At 69.6% G+C, this 16,797-nt stretch carries 14 protein-coding genes; all 14 read left to right on the top strand.

The genetic code is table 11. From position 1 onward, the window contains the following. Positions 1-296 precede the first annotated feature (296 nt). On the top strand, positions 297-1,853 hold the full coding sequence (locus ACE3Q3_RS01415; RefSeq protein WP_374440679.1) for an ABC transporter substrate-binding protein: 1,557 nt from the start codon (positions 297-299) through the stop codon (positions 1,851-1,853). Between the two features lie 28 nt (positions 1,854-1,881). Continuing rightward, complete coding sequence (locus ACE3Q3_RS01410; RefSeq protein WP_374440677.1) at positions 1,882-2,829, top strand: ABC transporter permease; 948 nt, start codon at positions 1,882-1,884, stop codon at positions 2,827-2,829. A 39-nt stretch (positions 2,830-2,868) separates the two neighbouring features. After that, on the top strand, positions 2,869-3,732 hold the full coding sequence (locus tag ACE3Q3_RS01405; protein ID WP_374440674.1) for an ABC transporter permease: 864 nt from the start codon (positions 2,869-2,871) through the stop codon (positions 3,730-3,732). After that, on the top strand, positions 3,729-4,730 hold the full coding sequence (locus tag ACE3Q3_RS01400) for an ABC transporter ATP-binding protein (RefSeq protein WP_374440671.1): 1,002 nt from the start codon (positions 3,729-3,731) through the stop codon (positions 4,728-4,730). Before ACE3Q3_RS01405 ends, ACE3Q3_RS01400 begins: the two co-directional genes overlap by 4 nt. Further along, positions 4,730-5,719 carry an ABC transporter ATP-binding protein gene (locus tag ACE3Q3_RS01395; protein ID WP_374440668.1) on the top strand — a complete coding sequence of 330 codons (990 nt, stop codon included), beginning with the start codon at positions 4,730-4,732 and terminating at the stop codon, positions 5,717-5,719. The genes ACE3Q3_RS01400 and ACE3Q3_RS01395 overlap by 1 nt, the downstream gene beginning before the upstream one ends. 128 nt (positions 5,720-5,847) lie before the next feature. Further along, positions 5,848-7,635 carry a long-chain fatty acid--CoA ligase gene (locus ACE3Q3_RS01390; protein ID WP_374440665.1) on the top strand — a complete coding sequence of 596 codons (1,788 nt, stop codon included), beginning with the start codon at positions 5,848-5,850 and terminating at the stop codon, positions 7,633-7,635. Positions 7,636-7,725: 90 nt separating this feature from the next. Next, positions 7,726-8,889 carry a TauD/TfdA family dioxygenase gene (locus ACE3Q3_RS01385; RefSeq protein WP_374440663.1) on the top strand — a complete coding sequence of 388 codons (1,164 nt, stop codon included), beginning with the start codon at positions 7,726-7,728 and terminating at the stop codon, positions 8,887-8,889. A 114-nt stretch (positions 8,890-9,003) separates the two neighbouring features. Next, on the top strand, positions 9,004-10,167 hold the full coding sequence (locus tag ACE3Q3_RS01380) for a TauD/TfdA family dioxygenase (RefSeq protein WP_374440660.1): 1,164 nt from the start codon (positions 9,004-9,006) through the stop codon (positions 10,165-10,167). A gap of 87 nt (positions 10,168-10,254) precedes the next feature. Next, positions 10,255-11,940 (top strand): peptide ABC transporter substrate-binding protein, encoded by a 1,686-nt coding sequence (locus tag ACE3Q3_RS01375; protein WP_374440658.1) that lies wholly within the window; start codon positions 10,255-10,257, stop codon positions 11,938-11,940. 49 nt (positions 11,941-11,989) lie between these two features. Further along, complete coding sequence (locus ACE3Q3_RS01370; RefSeq protein WP_374440655.1) at positions 11,990-12,940, top strand: ABC transporter permease; 951 nt, start codon at positions 11,990-11,992, stop codon at positions 12,938-12,940. Then, positions 12,937-13,830 carry an ABC transporter permease gene (locus ACE3Q3_RS01365; protein WP_374440652.1) on the top strand — a complete coding sequence of 298 codons (894 nt, stop codon included), beginning with the start codon at positions 12,937-12,939 and terminating at the stop codon, positions 13,828-13,830. Before ACE3Q3_RS01370 ends, ACE3Q3_RS01365 begins: the two co-directional genes overlap by 4 nt. Next, a complete protein-coding gene (locus ACE3Q3_RS01360) occupies positions 13,827-14,873 on the top strand; it encodes an ABC transporter ATP-binding protein (RefSeq protein ID WP_374440649.1) in 1,047 nt (348 codons plus the stop codon). Before ACE3Q3_RS01365 ends, ACE3Q3_RS01360 begins: the two co-directional genes overlap by 4 nt. After that, positions 14,870-15,910: an ABC transporter ATP-binding protein gene (locus ACE3Q3_RS01355; protein WP_374440646.1), complete on the top strand. Its 1,041-nt coding sequence runs from the start codon at positions 14,870-14,872 to the stop codon at positions 15,908-15,910. Before ACE3Q3_RS01360 ends, ACE3Q3_RS01355 begins: the two co-directional genes overlap by 4 nt. Beyond that, a complete protein-coding gene (locus tag ACE3Q3_RS01350) occupies positions 15,907-16,794 on the top strand; it encodes an oxaloacetate decarboxylase (RefSeq protein ID WP_374440643.1) in 888 nt (295 codons plus the stop codon). The genes ACE3Q3_RS01355 and ACE3Q3_RS01350 overlap by 4 nt, the downstream gene beginning before the upstream one ends. Positions 16,795-16,797 lie beyond the last annotated feature (3 nt).

Below are 16,797 nucleotides of genomic sequence, written 5' to 3'. Positions count from 1 at the left end.
GGCTTTCCGCGCCCTCCGCCGGCAACTTCGACCGATCGAGTGTCAGTATCGAGCCTCACCAGGAAGTATAGACTGCATCAATAGCAGATATAGATAGGAATGGCGTAGACGATGCCCTTCGCCCGCCTGCATCATCGATCAAACGATCGGCGATGCGGGGGCTCATGTTCTCTTGCGCCAGGCGGAGGCAGCCGGCTCCTGCTGCGTCAGTGGGCTTCTTGTTACTTCCGGGCGGGTGGTCGGGTGCGCCCGAAGACCGAAGAAAGTTCCTGCAACTGCAACAGGTGAGGCGAGCGATGAACCGATTTGGGAGACTGACGGCCCGGTCCATCGGCCGCGGCGCAGCGCTGTCGCTGGTCGCATTGGCGATGGTGGCGGGCCCGGCCGCGGCGCAGCAGCGCGGCGGCGTCATCAAGGTCGCCTCCGACGCCCCGCCGGTCGGGCTCGACCCGCACATCGCCATTCCCTATTCGTCGCTCGCCGCCTACGAGCACGTCTACGAGACGCTGGTCCGCTTCAACGCCGACATGGAGCTGGAGCCGGCCCTGGCCCAGTCCTACAGCCAGCCGGACGACCTCACCTACGAGTTCAAGCTCCGGCCCGGCGTGAAATTCCACGACGGCGAGCCGATGACCGCCGAGGCCGTGAAGTTCAGTTTCGACCGCATCCTCGACCCGGCGACCGGATCGCCGCGCGCCAGCCTGATGTCGCCGATCAAGGAGGTGAAGGTCGTGGATCCCGGGACGGTCCGGGTGACGATGAAGGAACCCTTTCCGGCCTTCCTGACGATCATCGCCTCGCAGAACTATGCCGCCATCGTGTCGCCCAAGGCGGCCGCTTCGGGTGAGCTCCAGACCAAGCCGGTCGGGACCGGGCCGTTCCGGTTCACGCGCTACGAGACCGGCGTCCGCATCGTCTATACCCGCTTCGAGGACTATTGGGACAAGGGCAAGCCCTATGTCGACGGCCTCGAATTCACCTTCACCCGCGACGAGACCGCCCGCATCGCCGGTCTGCGCCGGGCGACCGCGCATATCGGCTGGGTGCGCGAGCCGCGACTGGCCCAACTGCTCGAGCGGGAACGTCACCTGACGATCCAGCAATCTTCCCCGATCCGGCACCAGCGCCTGTTCTTCCGCACGGACCGGCCGCCGTTCGACAATGTCCTCGTGCGCCAGGCGGTCTCGGCCGCGACGAACCGGGACGAGATCATCAAGACGGTGCTGCTCGGTTTCGGCACCCACAGCGCCGCCCTGCCGCCCGGCATGCCGCCCTACGCGGTGCCGGCCAAGGAGGTCATGGACCTGCCGTACCAGAAGTACGATCCGGAGCTTGCGAAGAAGCTGCTGGCGCAGGCCGGACTGCCGAACGGCTTCGAGTTCACCTTTCTGACCTCGCCCCAGGGCTTCGACTACGTCACCACCGCCGAGGTGCTGCAGAACCAGTGGGCCCGCGTCGGGATCAAGATCAACATCGAGTCCGTCGACTGGAGCGCGGCGATGCAGCGCTGGCGCGGCAAGGACTTCACGGCCTTCCTGATCGCGAGCGCGTGGGCGCCGGACCCCGACAACCAGGTGACCGAGCTGTTCCACAGCAAGTCGACGGCGAACTACTACGGCCACAACGACCCGAAGCTCGACGCGCTGCTCGACGCCCAGCGGACCATGACCAAGCTCGAGGAGCGCGCCAAGGCCTGGCGCGAGATCCAGCGCTACGTCGCCGAGACGGCGCCCGCGCTCTTCCTCTACGCGATGTCGCCGCGCTACGAGGCGGTCGACCGCTCGGTGCAGGGATATCGCTTCATGGCCAACGCGTCGCGCTCGTACCTGCGCGAGGCGTGGCTGAAGAAGTAGCGCGGGCCAGGGGGCGGGGCGGCCGGACATGCTGCGCTACATCCTGTTCCGACTGCTCGGCCTCGTCCCGGTGCTGTTCGGCATCTCGGCGCTCGTCTTCGCGGCGATCTGGGTGATCCCGGGCGACATCGTCGACGTGATGATGGGCGACGAGGTCGCCCAGTCCGAGAAGGCGATGGCACGGCTGCGCCAGCAGCTCAACCTCGATGAGCCGATCTGGATGCGTTACCTGATCTGGGTCGGCAATGCGCTCCGGGGCGACCTCGGCGTCTCGATGATCTCCGGCGAACCGGTCGTGGACCAGATCCTCGACCGGGCGCCGGTCAACCTCCAGCTGGTGCTGATCGCGATGGCCTTCGTCATCGTCATCGGCATTCCGCTGGGAGCGCTGGCGGCCTACCGCCAGTTCACCTGGGTCGACAACGTCATTCGGGTGGGCGCCATCTTCGGATACGTCATCCCCAACTTCTGGCTGGCGACGATCGCCGTGCTGATCGTGTCGCTCTACTTCCCGCGCGCCAGCATCCTCGACTACGTCCCGTTCAGCGAGGACCCCATCGCCAATATCAAGGGGCTGCTGATACCGGGCTTCGTCCTCGCGCTCACCACGCTGACCTACATCGTCCGCCTGACCCGCTCGACGGTGCTCGACGCGCTGCGGCAGGACTATGTCCGAACCGCACGCGCCAAGGGCCTGGGCGAGCGGGTGGTGCTGACGACGCATGTGCTCAAGAACTCGCTGATCCCGGTCGTCACCGTTCTCGGCATCCAGGTCGGGGTGCTGATCGGCGGGCTGGTGCTGACCGAGGAGGTCTTCATGCTGCCGGGCCTCGGCCGGATGATCCTGCTGTCGATCGAATCCCGGGATTTCATGGTGCTTGCCGGAGGGGTCCTGTTCCTGGCCGTCGTGTTCGTCGTCGTGAACCTCGTGATCGACATCCTGTACGCGTTCCTCGACCCCCGCATCACGTACTGAGCCATGCAGACCCGTTCCACGGCCGCGGCGGCTTCCACGATGGCGGCGAAGGACCAGATCCTGTCGCCCACCCGGCTTGCCTGGCGCAGCTTCCGCCGCCGCAAGCTCGGGCTGCTCGGCACCGCCATGGTGCTGGTCCTGATCCTCGTCGCGCTCGGCGGCACGCTGCTTGCGCCCTATGACCCCAACGCCATGAATTCCGCCGCCTCGCTGGTTTCGCCGAACCTGGCGCACCCGGCGGGGACGGACCGCTTCGGCCGCGACCAGCTCAGCCGGCTGATGGAGGGGACGCGCATCTCGATGCTCGTGTCCTTCGGGTCGGTCGGGCTGTCGCTGCTGATCGGGCTGCCGCTCGGGCTGGTCGCGGGCTACTACGGCGGCCGCCTCGGCGGCTTCATCATGCGGCTGGAGGACGTCGTCTTCGCCTTTCCGACCATCCTGCTCGCGCTGATGATCGTGGCGACGCTCGGCCCCAACCTTTCCAACCTCGTGATCGCGATCGCGATCATCTTTCAGGCGAACGTCGTGCGCATCGTCCGGGCGCAGGTCATGAGCGTGAAGGAGAAGGAGTTCGTCGAGGCGGCCCGCGCGGTGGCGGCGCGCGACGCCGTCATCATGGCGCGCTTCATCCTGCCGAACATCCTGTCCCCGGTGATCGTCCAGGCGACCTTCCATCTCTCGCTCGCGATCTTCATCGAGGCCAGCCTCAGCTTCCTCGGCCTCGGCGCCCAGCCGCCGACGCCGTCCTGGGGGCTCATGCTGAACGAAAGCCGCACCTTCATGGAATTCGCGCCCTGGCTGACCGTATTCCCCGGGCTGGCCATCATCTTCGCGGTCCTCGGGTTCAACCTGATGGGCGATGCGCTGCGCGACGCGCTCGATCCCCGGCTCAGCGAACGATGACGGGAGCGGCGGACACGCCGGTCCTGCGGGTGCGGGACCTCCGGACGCACTTCACGACCGGACTGGGCGTCGTCAAGTCGGTCGACGGCGTCGACCTCGATGTCGGTCGCGGCGAGACGCTGGGGATCGTCGGCGAATCCGGGTCGGGCAAGAGCGTCACGGCGCTGTCGATCATGGGGCTCGTCGCCTCGCCCCCCGGCCGCATCGTCTCGGGCACGATCGAGCTCGCCGGGCAGGATCTCCGCAAGCTCGAGCCCGCCGCTCTGCGGCGCATCCGCGGCCGGCGCATGTCGATGATCTTCCAGGATCCGCTGGCCAGCCTGAACCCGGTCCTGCGCATCGGTTTCCAGCTCGGGGAGGTGTTCCGCCACCATCTCGGGCACGACCGGCGCCGCGCCGTCTCCGAGGCGGAGCGGATGCTGAAGGCGATGGACATTCCCTCGCCGGAGACGCGCGTCCGCAACTATCCCCACCAGATGTCGGGCGGCATGCGCCAGCGCGCGATGATCGCCATGGCGCTCTCCTGCCAGCCCGAGCTTCTGATCGCCGACGAGCCGACCACCGCGCTCGACGTCACCGTCCAGGCCCAGGTCCTCAACCTGATGAAGGAGGTCTGCCGGGAGCGTGGCACGGCGCTCCTGCTGATCACCCACGACATGGGCGTCGTCGCGCACATGTGCGACCGCGTCGCCGTCATGTATGCGGGCCGGATCGTCGAGTATGCCGATGTGCGCACGCTCTTCCGCCGGCCGGCCCATCCCTACACCGCCGGCCTCCTGCGCTCGCTGCCACGCCTCGGCGGCAATGCCCGCCGCCTCGCCTCGATCGAGGGGCAACCGCCGCGTTTGACGGCCCTGCCGCCCGGCTGCCCGTATGCGCCGCGCTGCCCGCGCGTGCAGGAACGCTGCCGCCGGGACGCGCCCGAACTGGTCTCGCTGGCCGAGGGACATCAGGTGCGCTGCCACTTTCCGCTCGATCATGCCGCGGAGGCCGCCTGATGGGCGCCTTCATCGAGGTCCGCAACCTCGCCAAGCACTATCCGGTTCGGCGGGGAAGCCTGCTGAAGGCCGTCGACGGGCTCGATTTCGACATCCGGCGGGGGGAGGTCCTGGGGCTGGTCGGGGAGTCCGGCTGCGGCAAGTCGACGGTGGGGCGCCTGATGCTCCGCCTGCTTCCGCCGACGGCGGGAAGCATCCGGTTCGACGGCGCCGACCTGACGGCGCTGGGGCACGAGGAGATGCGCCGGATGCGGCGCCGGATGCAGATCGTCTTCCAGGATCCCTATTCCTCGCTCAACCCGCGCATGACGATCGGCGCGACGCTGACCTTCCCGATGCGGGTGCAGCGGATGCACCGGGGCGAGGAGGCGGATCGGGCGGCGGCGCTGCTCGCCCGCGTCGGCCTCGACCGGTCCGCCATGAACCGCTACCCGCACGAGTTCTCGGGCGGCCAGCTTCAGCGCGTCGGCATCGCGCGCGCGCTGGCGGTCGAGCCGGACTTCATCGTCGCCGACGAGCCGGTCTCGGCGCTCGACGTCTCGATCCAGTCGCAGGTGCTGAACCTCTTCAAGGACCTGCAGGAGGAGTTGCAGCTCACCAGCCTCTTCATCAGCCACGACCTCAGCGTGGTCGAGTTCCTGTGCGACCGCGTCGCGGTCCTCTACATGGGCCGGCTCGCCGAGGTGGCGCCGGCGCGGACCCTGTTCAGCGGCTGCCGGCACCCCTACACCGAGAGCCTTCTCGGCGCGATCCTCCATCCCGATCCCGACCTGGAGCGCGCCAAGCCCCCGCTCGCCCTGCGCGGGGAAATCTCGACCCCGATCGACCCGCCGCCGGGCTGCCGGTTCCAGGCGCGCTGTCCGCACCGCATGGAAATCTGCCGGCAGAAGGACCCGCCGCTGGTGACCCTGGGCGAGGGGCACCAGGCCGCCTGCTGGCTCCATGCCGACGCGAACGCCGCCGTGGCCGGAGGGGCGACGACCGCCTGACGGACCGGCTCCGTCGCGCGGTCCGCGGCGGCTTGCCAGCCGGCACCCGGATGGCAGAAGCTCGGCTGCCAACGACAAGGGCGAGCGGCCCATCCTGGCCAGCCGCCGGCAGGGGGAAACGGGGACCCATGGACTTCGATCGCTGGCAGAGCCTGCCGGCCATGCTCTTCGACATGGCCCGGCGCCGGGCGAAGCAGCCCTTCCTCGTCCACAAGCGGGACGGCGCCTGGCACCCCGTCGACTACCGTACCGCCGCCGAGCGGGTGTCGATGCTCGCCCGGGCGCTGGTGGCGGAGGGCATCCGGCCCGGCGACCGGGTGGTGCTGGTCGCCGAGAACCGCCCGGAATGGGTGATCGCCGACTTCGCCATCATGGCCGCCGGCGCCGTCACCGTCCCGGCCTACGTCACCTACACCGTCGCCGACCACGTCCACATCCTCGCCAACAGCGGCGCGCGCGCCGCCATCGTCTCCTCGGCCGCGCTGATGCAGCGGCTGGCGTCGGCGGCGGCGCAGACGGCCGGTCTCCGCTTCCTGGTCGCGATCGACCCGCCGGGTGCGCAGCTCCAGTCGCCGGTGCCGGTGCGCGCCTGGGACGACCTGCTGGCGCAGGGCGCGGCGCTGCCGGACGACGTCGCCGACCGGGTGGCGGGCATCGCCCGCGACGACGTCGCCTGCATCATCTACACGTCCGGCACCGGCGGCGTGCCGAAGGGCGTCATGCTGAGCCACGGCAACATCCTCGCCAATGCCGAGGGGGCCTGGCACGCGCTGCTGACGCTGGGCGTCGAGGACGAGACCTTCCTCTCCTTCCTGCCGATGTCCCACTCCTACGAGCACACGGCCGGCACCATGTTTCCGATCTCGATCGGCGCGCAGATCTGGTTCGCGCAGGGCGCCGAGACGCTGGGGGCGGACATGCTCGACGCCCGCCCGACCCTGATGACGGCGGTGCCGCGGCTCTACGAGACGCTCTATGCCCGCATCCGCCGCGGCGTCGAGCGGCAGAGCCCCTTCCGCCGCCGGCTCTTCGAACTGGCGCTGGCACTCGGCCGCAAGCGGGCGACGGCGCCGGGTTCGCTCACGCTCTGGGAGCGGATGCAGGACCTCGTCGTCGAGCGCCTGGTGCGGGACAAGATGAGGGCGCGCTTCGGCGGCCGCCTCAAGGCGCTGGTCTCGGGCGGCGCGCCGCTCAATCCCGACGTCGGGCTCTTCTTCACGGCGCTCGGGCTGCGCCTGCTGCAGGGCTACGGCCAGACCGAGGCGTCGCCGGTGATCGCCGTCAACACGCCGACCGCGCCGCGGCTGCACACGGTCGGCCCGGCGCTGCACGGCGTCGAGATCCGGATCGCCGAGGATGGCGAGATCCTGGTGCGCGGCGCCAACGTCATGAAGGGCTACTGGCAGGATCCCGAGGCGACGGCGGCGACGATCGTCGACGGCTGGCTGCACACCGGCGACGTCGGCCACCTGGAGGCGGACGGCTATCTCGTCATCACCGACCGCAAGAAGGACTTCATCAAGAACGCGGGCGGCGACATGATCGCGCCGCAGCGCATCGAGGGCCTGCTGACCCTGGAGCCGCTCGTCGCCCAGGCGATCGTCCACGGCGACCGCCGCCCGTACCTCGTGGCGCTGCTGGTGCCGGACGAGGAGCGGGCCAAGGAGTGGGCGGGCGAGCACGGCAAGCCCAAGGACCTGCGCCTGCTCGTCGACGACGAGGCCTTCCGCAAGGCCGTGGGCGAGGCGGTCGGGCGGGTCAATGCCGGCCTGCCGGCGATCGAACGGGTGCGGCGCTGGACCCTGGTGGCGGACCCCTTCTCGGTCCCCAACGGCCTCCTCACTCCGACCTTCAAGATCCGGCGGCACCGGATCCGCGAGGTGTACGGGACGCTGCTCGATCGGCTCTATGACTAGGGAAGCGTGATCTGATCGCTTGATCGGGGCGCGGCGCGGATGCACCATCGTCGCCGACGCCGTTTCCCGTTCGTGGAGGACCGCCTGCCCATGGCGATGGAGAGGATCACCAGCCGGGCCGCCTGGAAGGGCTCGGAGATCGATTACCGGGCCGAGATGATGCATCTCTTCACCGACGCGGAGGTGGCGGAGATCGACGCCGCGCTCCGCGCCTGCGGCGAGCGCGACCTGCCCGAAATCACGCCCGCGACCTTCCCGCTGCCCGAGTTCGGCCCGCGGATGCTGGCCTTCCGCGACGAACTGCACGACGGCCGCGGCGTGCTGCTGCTGCGCGGCTTCCCGCGCGAGCGCTATTCGGCCGACGAGATGGCGCGCATCTATGTCGGCCTCGGCGCCCATCTCGGCCAGCCGGTGGCCCAGTCCTGGCAGGGCCAGCTGCTCGGCAGCGTCATCGACATCTCCGACGTCGTCGAGAAGGTGCGCGGCTACAACGCCGGCGGCGCCCAGCATTTCCACATCGACAGCTCGGCCTGCGACATCGTCTCGCTGATGTGCCTGCGCCGGGCGCTGTCGGGGGGCGCCAGCCGGATCGTCAGCGTCTCGGCGATCCACAACCACCTGCTCGACACGCGGCCCGATCTGCTCGAGGTGCTCTACCGCGGCTACTATTTCCGCAACCACGAGATGGACGCCGCGCACTCGCTGTTCCCGGCGCAGAGCGCCGAGCGCATCCCGGTCTTCACCCAGCGCGACGGCCGGCTCACCACCGTCATCGATTCGGGCAGCCTGCGCTATGCGGTGCAGCAGGGCGGCGTCACCATGTCGGACCTGGAGATCGAGGCCTACGACGAGCTGCAGCGCCTCGCCCGGTCGGAGGAGTTCTTCCTCGACATGAATTTCGAGGAAGGCGACATCCAGTTCCTCAACAACCGCGTCATCATGCACGCGCGCACCGCCTACGAGGACCATCCCGACGTGGCGAAGCGGCGGCATCTCCTGCGCATGTGGCTCCGGGTCGACGCCTGGCCCGAGCGCCTGCCGCACCAGGTCTTCCTCAGCGATGCCGACTGCGCCCACTGGCAGGCGACCAACCGCCGCCCCTTCATGGAGCTGCCGAGCCGCTGGCTCGCCGAGATGACGGCGATGCAGGAGCGGCGGCGGCGCGAGAAGACGGTGCTGCCGCCGCTGGCGACGGCCGGGCGGTCGCCCAGCGCCCGCGGCTGGCACGAGGAGCGCGAGCGCGCGGCCGGCTGATCGGCCGACCGCTCCGACGCCGGTGCACGGCGGCGCGGACTGGCATACCATGTGCGTACCCGAGGCCGGCGACGTTTTCAGCGCCGGGGCGATGAAGGAGTGGCTGCCGTGGAGATGACGAGGATCGGAGGCCCCGCCGCCTGGAAGGGGTCCGAGGTCGACTACCGGACCGAGATGATGCACCGCTTCACCGACGGCGAGGTGGCGGAGATCGACGCCGCGCTGAAGGCGTGCGGCGAGCGCGACATCCCGGAGATCACGACCGAGACCTTCCCGCTGCCCGGCATGGGCGCGACCATGCTGCGCCTGCGCGACGAGCTTCTCGACGGGCGCGGCGTCGTGCTGATGCGCGGCTTCCCGCGCGAGCGCTATTCGGCCGACGAGATGGCGCGCATCTATGTCGGCCTCGGCGTGCATCTCGGCCGGCCGGTGGCGCAGTCCTGGTTCGGCCAGCTTCTCGGCAGCGTCATCGACGTCAGCGACATCGTCGAGAAGGTGCGCGGCTACGCCGCCGGCGGCGGCCAGCATTTCCACATCGACACCTCGGCCTGCGACATCGTCTCGCTGATGTGCCTGCGCCGGGCGCTGTCGGGCGGGGCCAGCCGGATCGTCAGCCTGTCGGCGCTGCACGACCACATGCTGGCGACCAGGCCCGACCTGCTCGAGGTGCTCTATCGCGGCTTCTACAACCAGCACCACGAGATGGACGCCCGCCATGCGGTGACGCCGCCGCTCAGCGCCGAGCGGATTCCCGTCATGACGCAGACCGCCGGCCGGCTCATGGGCGTCCTCGATTCCGGCAACCTGCGCTATGCGGTCCAGCAGGGCGGCGTCACCCTGTCCGACGTCGAGATCGAGGCCTACGACGAGCTGCAGCGCCTCGCCCGGTCGGAGGAGTTCTTCCTCGACATGAATTTCGAGGAAGGCGACATCCAGTTCCTCAACAACCGCAACATCATGCACGCCCGGACCGACTACGAGGACGATCCGGAGGTGGCCCGGCGCCGCCACCTCCTGCGCCTGTGGCTGCGCGTCGATTCGTGGCCGCAGCGGCCGCCGCATCAGGTCTTCCTGACCGACGCCGACACCGCCAACTGGCTGAAGAACCGTCGCCCCTTCATGGAATTCCCGTCGCGCTACCTGGCCGAGATGACGGCCCTGCAGGAGAAGCGCCGGCGCGAGAACACGCTGCTCCGCCCCGAGAAGCCGTCCGGCACCTTCGTCAGTGCGCGCGGCTGGCAGGAAGCGCGCGACCGGCAGATGGCGGCCGCCGGCTAGATGCGAGGCACATCGGCCGGACCGGGCGGCGCCCGGTCCGGCCGCCAGGATCACGAAACGATCGACGAGCGAGCAGGAGAGGGTTCCATGACGCGGCGTTCCGACGGCCCCAGCAAGGCCCCACCCGGCCTCATTCTTCCCCGGCGACGGTTCCTGCAGCTCGCGGCGGCGGGGGCCGCGGCGGGCGCATTTCCGGGCGGCGTCGCGTGGGCGCAGGGCGCCCGCCCGCCCAAGGGCGTGCGCAAGGGCCAGGTCACGGTCGGCATCTCCCAGGAGCCGACGGTGTTCAACCCGCTCCGGGCACGCATCGAGGTGGACGAAGGCGTCCACATGAACCTCTTCAGCCCGCTGTGGTCGATCGACCCCAAGGGCAACCTCGTGCCCGAACTGGCGGTCGAGATCCCGACGGTCGAGAATGGCGGCGTCTCGGCCGACGGCCTCAACTGGCGCATCAAGCTGCGCCCCGGCGTCACCTGGCACGACGGCAAGCCGTTCACCGCCGAGGACGTCAAGTACACGCTCGACCTCATCAACGACCCGAACTTCCCGGCGATGCTGCGCTCGGGCCACAACCAGCTTCGCGACATCAAGGTCGTCAGCCCGACCGAGATCACCTGGCGCATGGAGACCTTCTTCGCGCCCTATTTCTCGGTGCTGGCCTGGACCTACATCGTGCCCAAGCACATCCTGGGTGCCGGCGGCGATCCCAAGGATTCGCCCTTCAACAACAAGCCGGTCGGCACCGGACCCTTCAAGTGGGTCGACCGCCGGCCGGGCGACCACATCCTGCTCGAGGCGAACGACAAGTTCTACGGCGAAGGGCCGTTCATCGAGAAGCTGATCTTCAAGTACATCCCCGACCTCACGGTCCTGAAGACGCAGTTCCAGACCGGCGCCATCGACCATATCGGCCTGCAGGGCATCACCGCCGACAATTTCGCCGAGGCCAAGGGCTATGCCGGCCGCAAGGTGCAGGCGGCGCCGCTGCCCTTCGTCGAGGCGATCGTGCTCAACAACGAGCGGCCGTACTTCAAGGACGCGGCGGTCCGCCAGGCGATGTACCTGGCGATGGACAAGAACACCATCATCAAGGACCTCTTCTACGGCGTGCCGCGCCCGACGGAGAGCTTCCTGCCGCAGGAATCCTGGGGCTACAACCCGGGCCTGCCGGTGCACAAGTACGACCCGGCGCAGGCGAAGAAGCTGCTCGACGACGCCGGCTGGAAGCCCGGCGCCGGCGGCGTGCGCGAGAAGAACGGCGTCAAGCTGGACTTCACCACCTCGACCACGGCCGGCAACCATCTGCGCGAGCAGACGCAGCAGTTCCTGCAGCAGGGCTGGCAGCAGATCGGCATCAAGGTGACGATCAAGAACTTCCCGCCGGCGGTGATGTGGGGCGACTACTGGCGCAAGGGCCAGTTCGACACGGCGATGGCGGGCTCGGTCTACAGCGTCGGCTCCGATCCCGACCCGTCCGAGCGCCTGTCGAGCGGTTCGATCAGCGCCAAGACCGGCACCGGCCAGAACACCTCGCAATACTCCAACCCACAGGTCGATGCCCTCCTGGCGGCGAGCCAGAAGGAGGTCGACCGGGACAAGCGCAAGGCCAACTACCACAAGGTCCAGGAACTGGTGCGGGCGGATCTGCCGATCCTGCCGATCTACCAGTGGAGCATGATCGAGGGCGTCAAGAGCGGCCTCGTCGGCTACCAGCCCAACGTCAACTACCGTTCCAATTGCTGGAACATCAACACCTGGTACTGGGCCTCGTGAGGCTCGGGATCCGCCCGGCGACGGGTGCGGCCGGGGGAGGGCGGGAAGCATGACGAGCTTCCTCCTCCGCCGGCTCGCCCAGAGCATCGTCCTCCTCTTGATCGTCTCGGTGATCGGGTTCGCGCTGCTGCACCTGACGCCGGGCGGTCCCCTGTCCCAGTTCGCCAATACCCCGGGGATGACGGACGAGGACCTGAACCGGCTGGCCGAGCAGATGGGCCTCAACCGCCCGCTGCCGGTGCAGTACCTGGAATGGTTCGGGCGGATGCTGACCGGCGACTGGGGCCGGTCCTACCGCGACGAGAGCCCGGTGCTGTTCGTCATCGGGTCGCGGCTCGGCGCGACGCTGGAACTGATGGTGACGGCGACCCTGATCGCGGTGCTCGTCGGCGGCTTCGTCGGGGTCGTCGGCGCCGTCCGCCGCTACTCGATCTTCGACCAGTGCGTCACCATCGGCGCCATGGTGGCGCTGTCGATCCCGACCTTCTGGTTCGGCCTCGTCGTCATCTACCTCTTCTCGGTCAAGCTCGGCTGGCTGCCGCCGGGCAACATCTCGCCGGTCGGAAACGAGTCCTTCCTCGTCTTCCTGCACCACCTGATCGGGCCGTCGATGGTGCTGGGGCTGGTGACGACCGCGATCTGGAGCCGCTTCATGCGCTCCTCGATGCTCGACGTCATCAACCAGGACTATGTCCGCACCGCCCGCGCCAAGGGCCTGTCGGAGCGCATCGTCCTGGTCAAGCACGTGCTGCGCAACGCACTCCTGCCGATGATCACGATCGCGGGGCTGGAACTGCCGACGCTGCTCAGCGGGGCGCTGGTGACCGAGACGGTCTTCACCTGGCCCGGCATGGGCCGACTCTTCCTCGATTCGATCGGCTACCGCGACTATCCGGTGGTGATGGGGCTGCTCACCTTCACCGCCATCCTCGTCATCATCGGCAACCTTCTGGCCGACATGCTCTATGTCGTCGCCGATCCGAGGATCCGGCTGCAATGACCGCCGACACCGCGCTCGCGTCCCATGGCGGCCAGACGCTCCGCCGCCATACCCGCTACCGCACCCTCAAGCGCTTCGCCCGCCACCGGCTGGCGATGTTCGGGCTGGTCGTCATCGTCCTCCTGGTCCTGGCCTGCGCCATCGGCCCCAGCCTGGTGCCGTTCGACCAGTTCCAGCTCAACATGCGGGCCCGCTTCCGCGAACCCTTCGTCAGCGTCCATATCCTCGGCACCGACGAACTCGGCCGCGACATGCTGGCCCGCCTGCTGATGGCCGGGCGCATCTCGCTCACCATCGGCTTCGCGGCGATGGTCATCGCGGTCACCGTCGGCACCGTCGTCGGCACCGTCGCCGGTTTCTATGGCGGGGCGATCGGCACCGCGCTCATGCGCTTCGTCGACGCCGTCCTCTGCTTCCCGACGATCTTCCTGCTGCTGACGCTGGCCGCCCTGGTGACGCCCGGCATCGTCACCATCACCCTCATCATCGCGCTCACCGCCTGGATGGAGGTCGCGCGCGTCGTCCAGGGCCAGATCCGGTCGCTCCGCGAGCGGGACTTCGCCGTCGCCGCCGAGGCGATGGGCGCCCCCGACCGCTGGATCATGTTCAAGGAACTGCTGCCGAACGCGGTGGCGCCGATCGTGGTCGCGGCGACCCTCATCATCGCCCGCGGCATCCTGCTCGAATCCTATGTCAGCTATCTCGGCTACGGCATCCAGCCGCCGGTGGCGAGCTGGGGCAACATGCTGGAGAAGGCGCAGCAGTACCTGACGACCGCACCCTGGCTGGCGCTGCTGCCGGGGCTGATGATTACGCTGGCGGTCGCCAGCTTCAACTTCCTGGGCGACGGACTGCGCGATGCGCTCGATCCGCGCAGCGACCTGACATGACGGCGGGAACCATGCCGGCCGGCGACCGGCCGCCGCTGCTCGAGGTCCGCGACCTGACGGTCGAGTTCCGCGGCCAGACCGGCCGCGTCGCCGCCGTCAACGGGGTCAGCTTCGACGTCCGCCCCGGCGAGACGCTGGCGCTGGTCGGCGAGTCCGGCTCCGGCAAGAGCGTCACCAGCCTCGCCATCATGCGGCTCATCCACCGCGCGGCCGGGAACCGGGTCGGCGGCAGCATCCGGCTCCGCCGGCGCAACGGCAGCACGGTCGACCTGCTCTCCGTCAGCGAGGAGGAGATCCGCGACATCCGCGGCACGGAGATCGCGATGGTCTTCCAGGAGCCGATGACGTCGCTCAACCCGGTGCACACGATCGGCGCCCAGGTGGCCGAGGGCATCGTCTTCCACCGCCGGGTGTCGCGGAAGGCGGCGCTGGCCGAGGCGGTCGAGCTGCTCGACCTCGTCGGCATCCCCGAGCCGGGGCGTCGCATCCACAACTACCCGCACCAGCTCTCGGGCGGGATGCGCCAGCGCGCCATGATCGCGGTGGCGCTCGCCTGCAAGCCGAGCCTGCTCATCGCCGACGAGCCGACGACCGCGCTCGACGTCACCATCCAGGCCCAGATCCTGGAGCTGCTGCAGAACCTGCAGCGCCAGACCGGCATGTCGATCGTCTTCATCACCCACAATCTCGGCGTGGTGGCGGAGGTCGCCGACCGGGTGCTCGTCATGTATGCGGGCCGCATCGTCGAGCAGGCGCCGGTGGTGCCGCTCTTCGGCCGGCCGCTGATGCCCTATACGCAGGGGCTGCTGCGTTCGGTGCCGCGCCTCGACATGCTGAGCGAAGCGCACGAGGAGCTGGAGGCGATCCCGGGCAACGTGCCCGACCCGACGGCGATGCCGGGCGGCTGCGCCTTCCATCCGCGCTGCGCGCATTTCGAGGCCAGCCTCTGCGACGTCGCCGTGCCGGCGCTGGAGGCGGCCGATCCCGACCATTCCGTCCGCTGCGCGCGCTGGCGCGAGGTCGCAGCCGGGGCCTCCGCATGACCGATACCGCAGCGCCCGTGCTCGAGGTCGACGGCCTCGTCAAGCACTTCCCCATCCATGCCGGCCTCTTCGGCCGCAGCCGCGACAAGGTCCGTGCCGTCGACGGCGTCTCCTTCACGGTCGCCAAGGGCGAGGTGCTGGGGCTGGTCGGCGAATCCGGGTCGGGCAAGACGACGGTGGGCCGCACCGTGCTCCGGCTCGACACGCCGACCGACGGGGCGATCCGCTTCCTCGGCCAGGACATCACCCGCCTGACCCGGCGCCAGCTCCGCCCGTTCCGGCGCCAGATGCAGCTCGTCTTCCAGGACCCGTTCTCCTCGCTCAATCCGCGCATGCGGGTGGACCGCATCATCGGCGCGCCGCTGGTGATCCACGAGCCGGCGATGCCGGCGGCCGAGCGCATGGCCCGCGTCGAGGACGCGCTCGCCATGGTCGGCCTGCCGCGCAACTCGGGCGAGCGCTTCCCGCACGAGTTCTCCGGCGGTCAGCGCCAGCGCATCGGCATCGCCCGCGCGCTGATGCTGCGGCCGGAACTGCTGGTCGCCGACGAGCCGGTCTCGGCGCTGGACGTCTCGATCCAGGCCCAGGTGGTCAAGCTGCTGCTCGACGTCCGCGCCCGGCTCGGCCTCACCATCCTCTTCATCGCCCACGATCTCGCGGTCGTCGGCCACGTCTCCGACCGGGTGGCGGTGATGTATCTCGGCAAGCTGGTCGAGATCGCCGACACCCGGACGCTCTTCCGCGACCCGCGCCATCCCTATACCGAGGCCCTGTTCTCGGCCGCGCCGGTGCCCGACCCGACGATCCGCCGCAAGCGGATCGTGCTGACCGGGGACATTCCGAGCCCGATCAACCCCCCGTCCGGCTGCGCCTTCCGCACCCGCTGCCGCTACGCGCTGCCGGCCTGCGCCAAGGAGGTGCCGCCGCTGCGCGAGGTCGGGCGGGGCCATCTCAAGGCCTGCCTGCGCGACGATCTCGACCTCGTTCCCTGGCAGAGCCAGGCGTCCGCCCCGGCGGTCGCGGCCGCGGCGGGATGACCGCCGTCCGGCGGCGGCTGGTCGGGCTGCTCGACCGGCCCGAGGTGCTGCCCGCGCCCGGCGTGCCCGACCCCTTGTCGGCCCGCCTCGTCGCTGAGGCCGGCTTCGAGGCGGTCTACATGTCGGGCGACGCGACGACCGCCGTCCGGCTCGGGATGCCCGACGTCGGCCTGCTGACCATGAGCGAGATGGTCGACAATGCCGGCCGCATCGTCGACGCCGTCGACCTGCCGGTGATCGCCGACGCCGACACCGGCTATGGCGGGCCGGTGAACGTCCGCCGCACCGTGCGCGACTACGAGCGCGCCGGGGTGGCGGCGATCCAGATGGAAGACCAGGTCTGGCCGAAGCGCTGCGGTCATCTCGCCGGCAAGCGGGTGATCCCGGCCGCCGAGATGGCGGCCAAGGTGAAGGCGGCGGTCGACGCCCGGCGCGATCCGGACCTTCTGGTCATCGCGCGCACCGACGCGCTCGCGGTCGAGGGGTTCCAGGCGGCGCTCGACCGGGTCGCGCTCTACGGCGAGGCGGGCGCCGACATCCTCTTCGTCGAGGCGCCGACCAGCCTGGAGCAGCTCCGGACGATCGGCGGGCTGCCGGCGCGCACGATGTACAACGCGTCGGCCAGCGGCCGGACGCCGATCCTCGACACGGGCGAGCTGACCCGCCTCGGCTTCGCGCTCGCGATCTATCCGGGGCAGGCGCTGTTCGCCGCCATCCCGGCGATCCGCGCCGCGCTGGGGCACATCCGCCGGACCGGCGATCCGCGCGGCATGCCGGTGCCGCTCGCCGGCTTCGCGGACTATGTCCAGCTTCTCGGCATCGACGAAGTGCGCGCCTTCGAGGCCGCGCACGGTCTGCCGGAGGACCAGCAGGTCGGGATCTGATCC

This window comes from Allostella sp., assembly GCF_041913585.1.
GTDB lineage: Bacteria > Pseudomonadota > Alphaproteobacteria > ATCC43930 > Allostellaceae > Allostella.
The sequence above is the reverse complement of the archived record's forward strand: the minus strand, read 5'-3'. Positions and strand labels throughout refer to the sequence as shown.

Coding starts and splice junctions, on each gene's coding strand:
- ACE3Q3_RS01405 (WP_374440674.1), top strand. CDS start 2,869: ATGGCGGCGAAGGACCAGATCCTGTCGCCCACCCGGCTTGCCTGGCGC.
- ACE3Q3_RS01360 (WP_374440649.1), top strand. CDS start 13,827: ATGACGGCGGGAACCATGCCGGCCGGCGACCGGCCGCCGCTGCTCGAG.
- ACE3Q3_RS01375 (WP_374440658.1), top strand. CDS start 10,255: ATGACGCGGCGTTCCGACGGCCCCAGCAAGGCCCCACCCGGCCTCATT.
- ACE3Q3_RS01380 (WP_374440660.1), top strand. CDS start 9,004: ATGACGAGGATCGGAGGCCCCGCCGCCTGGAAGGGGTCCGAGGTCGAC.
- ACE3Q3_RS01350 (WP_374440643.1), top strand. CDS start 15,907: ATGACCGCCGTCCGGCGGCGGCTGGTCGGGCTGCTCGACCGGCCCGAG.
- ACE3Q3_RS01390 (WP_374440665.1), top strand. CDS start 5,848: ATGGACTTCGATCGCTGGCAGAGCCTGCCGGCCATGCTCTTCGACATG.
- ACE3Q3_RS01385 (WP_374440663.1), top strand. CDS start 7,726: ATGGCGATGGAGAGGATCACCAGCCGGGCCGCCTGGAAGGGCTCGGAG.
- ACE3Q3_RS01415 (WP_374440679.1), top strand. CDS start 297: ATGAACCGATTTGGGAGACTGACGGCCCGGTCCATCGGCCGCGGCGCA.
- ACE3Q3_RS01370 (WP_374440655.1), top strand. CDS start 11,990: ATGACGAGCTTCCTCCTCCGCCGGCTCGCCCAGAGCATCGTCCTCCTC.
- ACE3Q3_RS01410 (WP_374440677.1), top strand. CDS start 1,882: ATGCTGCGCTACATCCTGTTCCGACTGCTCGGCCTCGTCCCGGTGCTG.
- ACE3Q3_RS01400 (WP_374440671.1), top strand. CDS start 3,729: ATGACGGGAGCGGCGGACACGCCGGTCCTGCGGGTGCGGGACCTCCGG.
- ACE3Q3_RS01355 (WP_374440646.1), top strand. CDS start 14,870: ATGACCGATACCGCAGCGCCCGTGCTCGAGGTCGACGGCCTCGTCAAG.
- ACE3Q3_RS01395 (WP_374440668.1), top strand. CDS start 4,730: ATGGGCGCCTTCATCGAGGTCCGCAACCTCGCCAAGCACTATCCGGTT.
- ACE3Q3_RS01365 (WP_374440652.1), top strand. CDS start 12,937: ATGACCGCCGACACCGCGCTCGCGTCCCATGGCGGCCAGACGCTCCGC.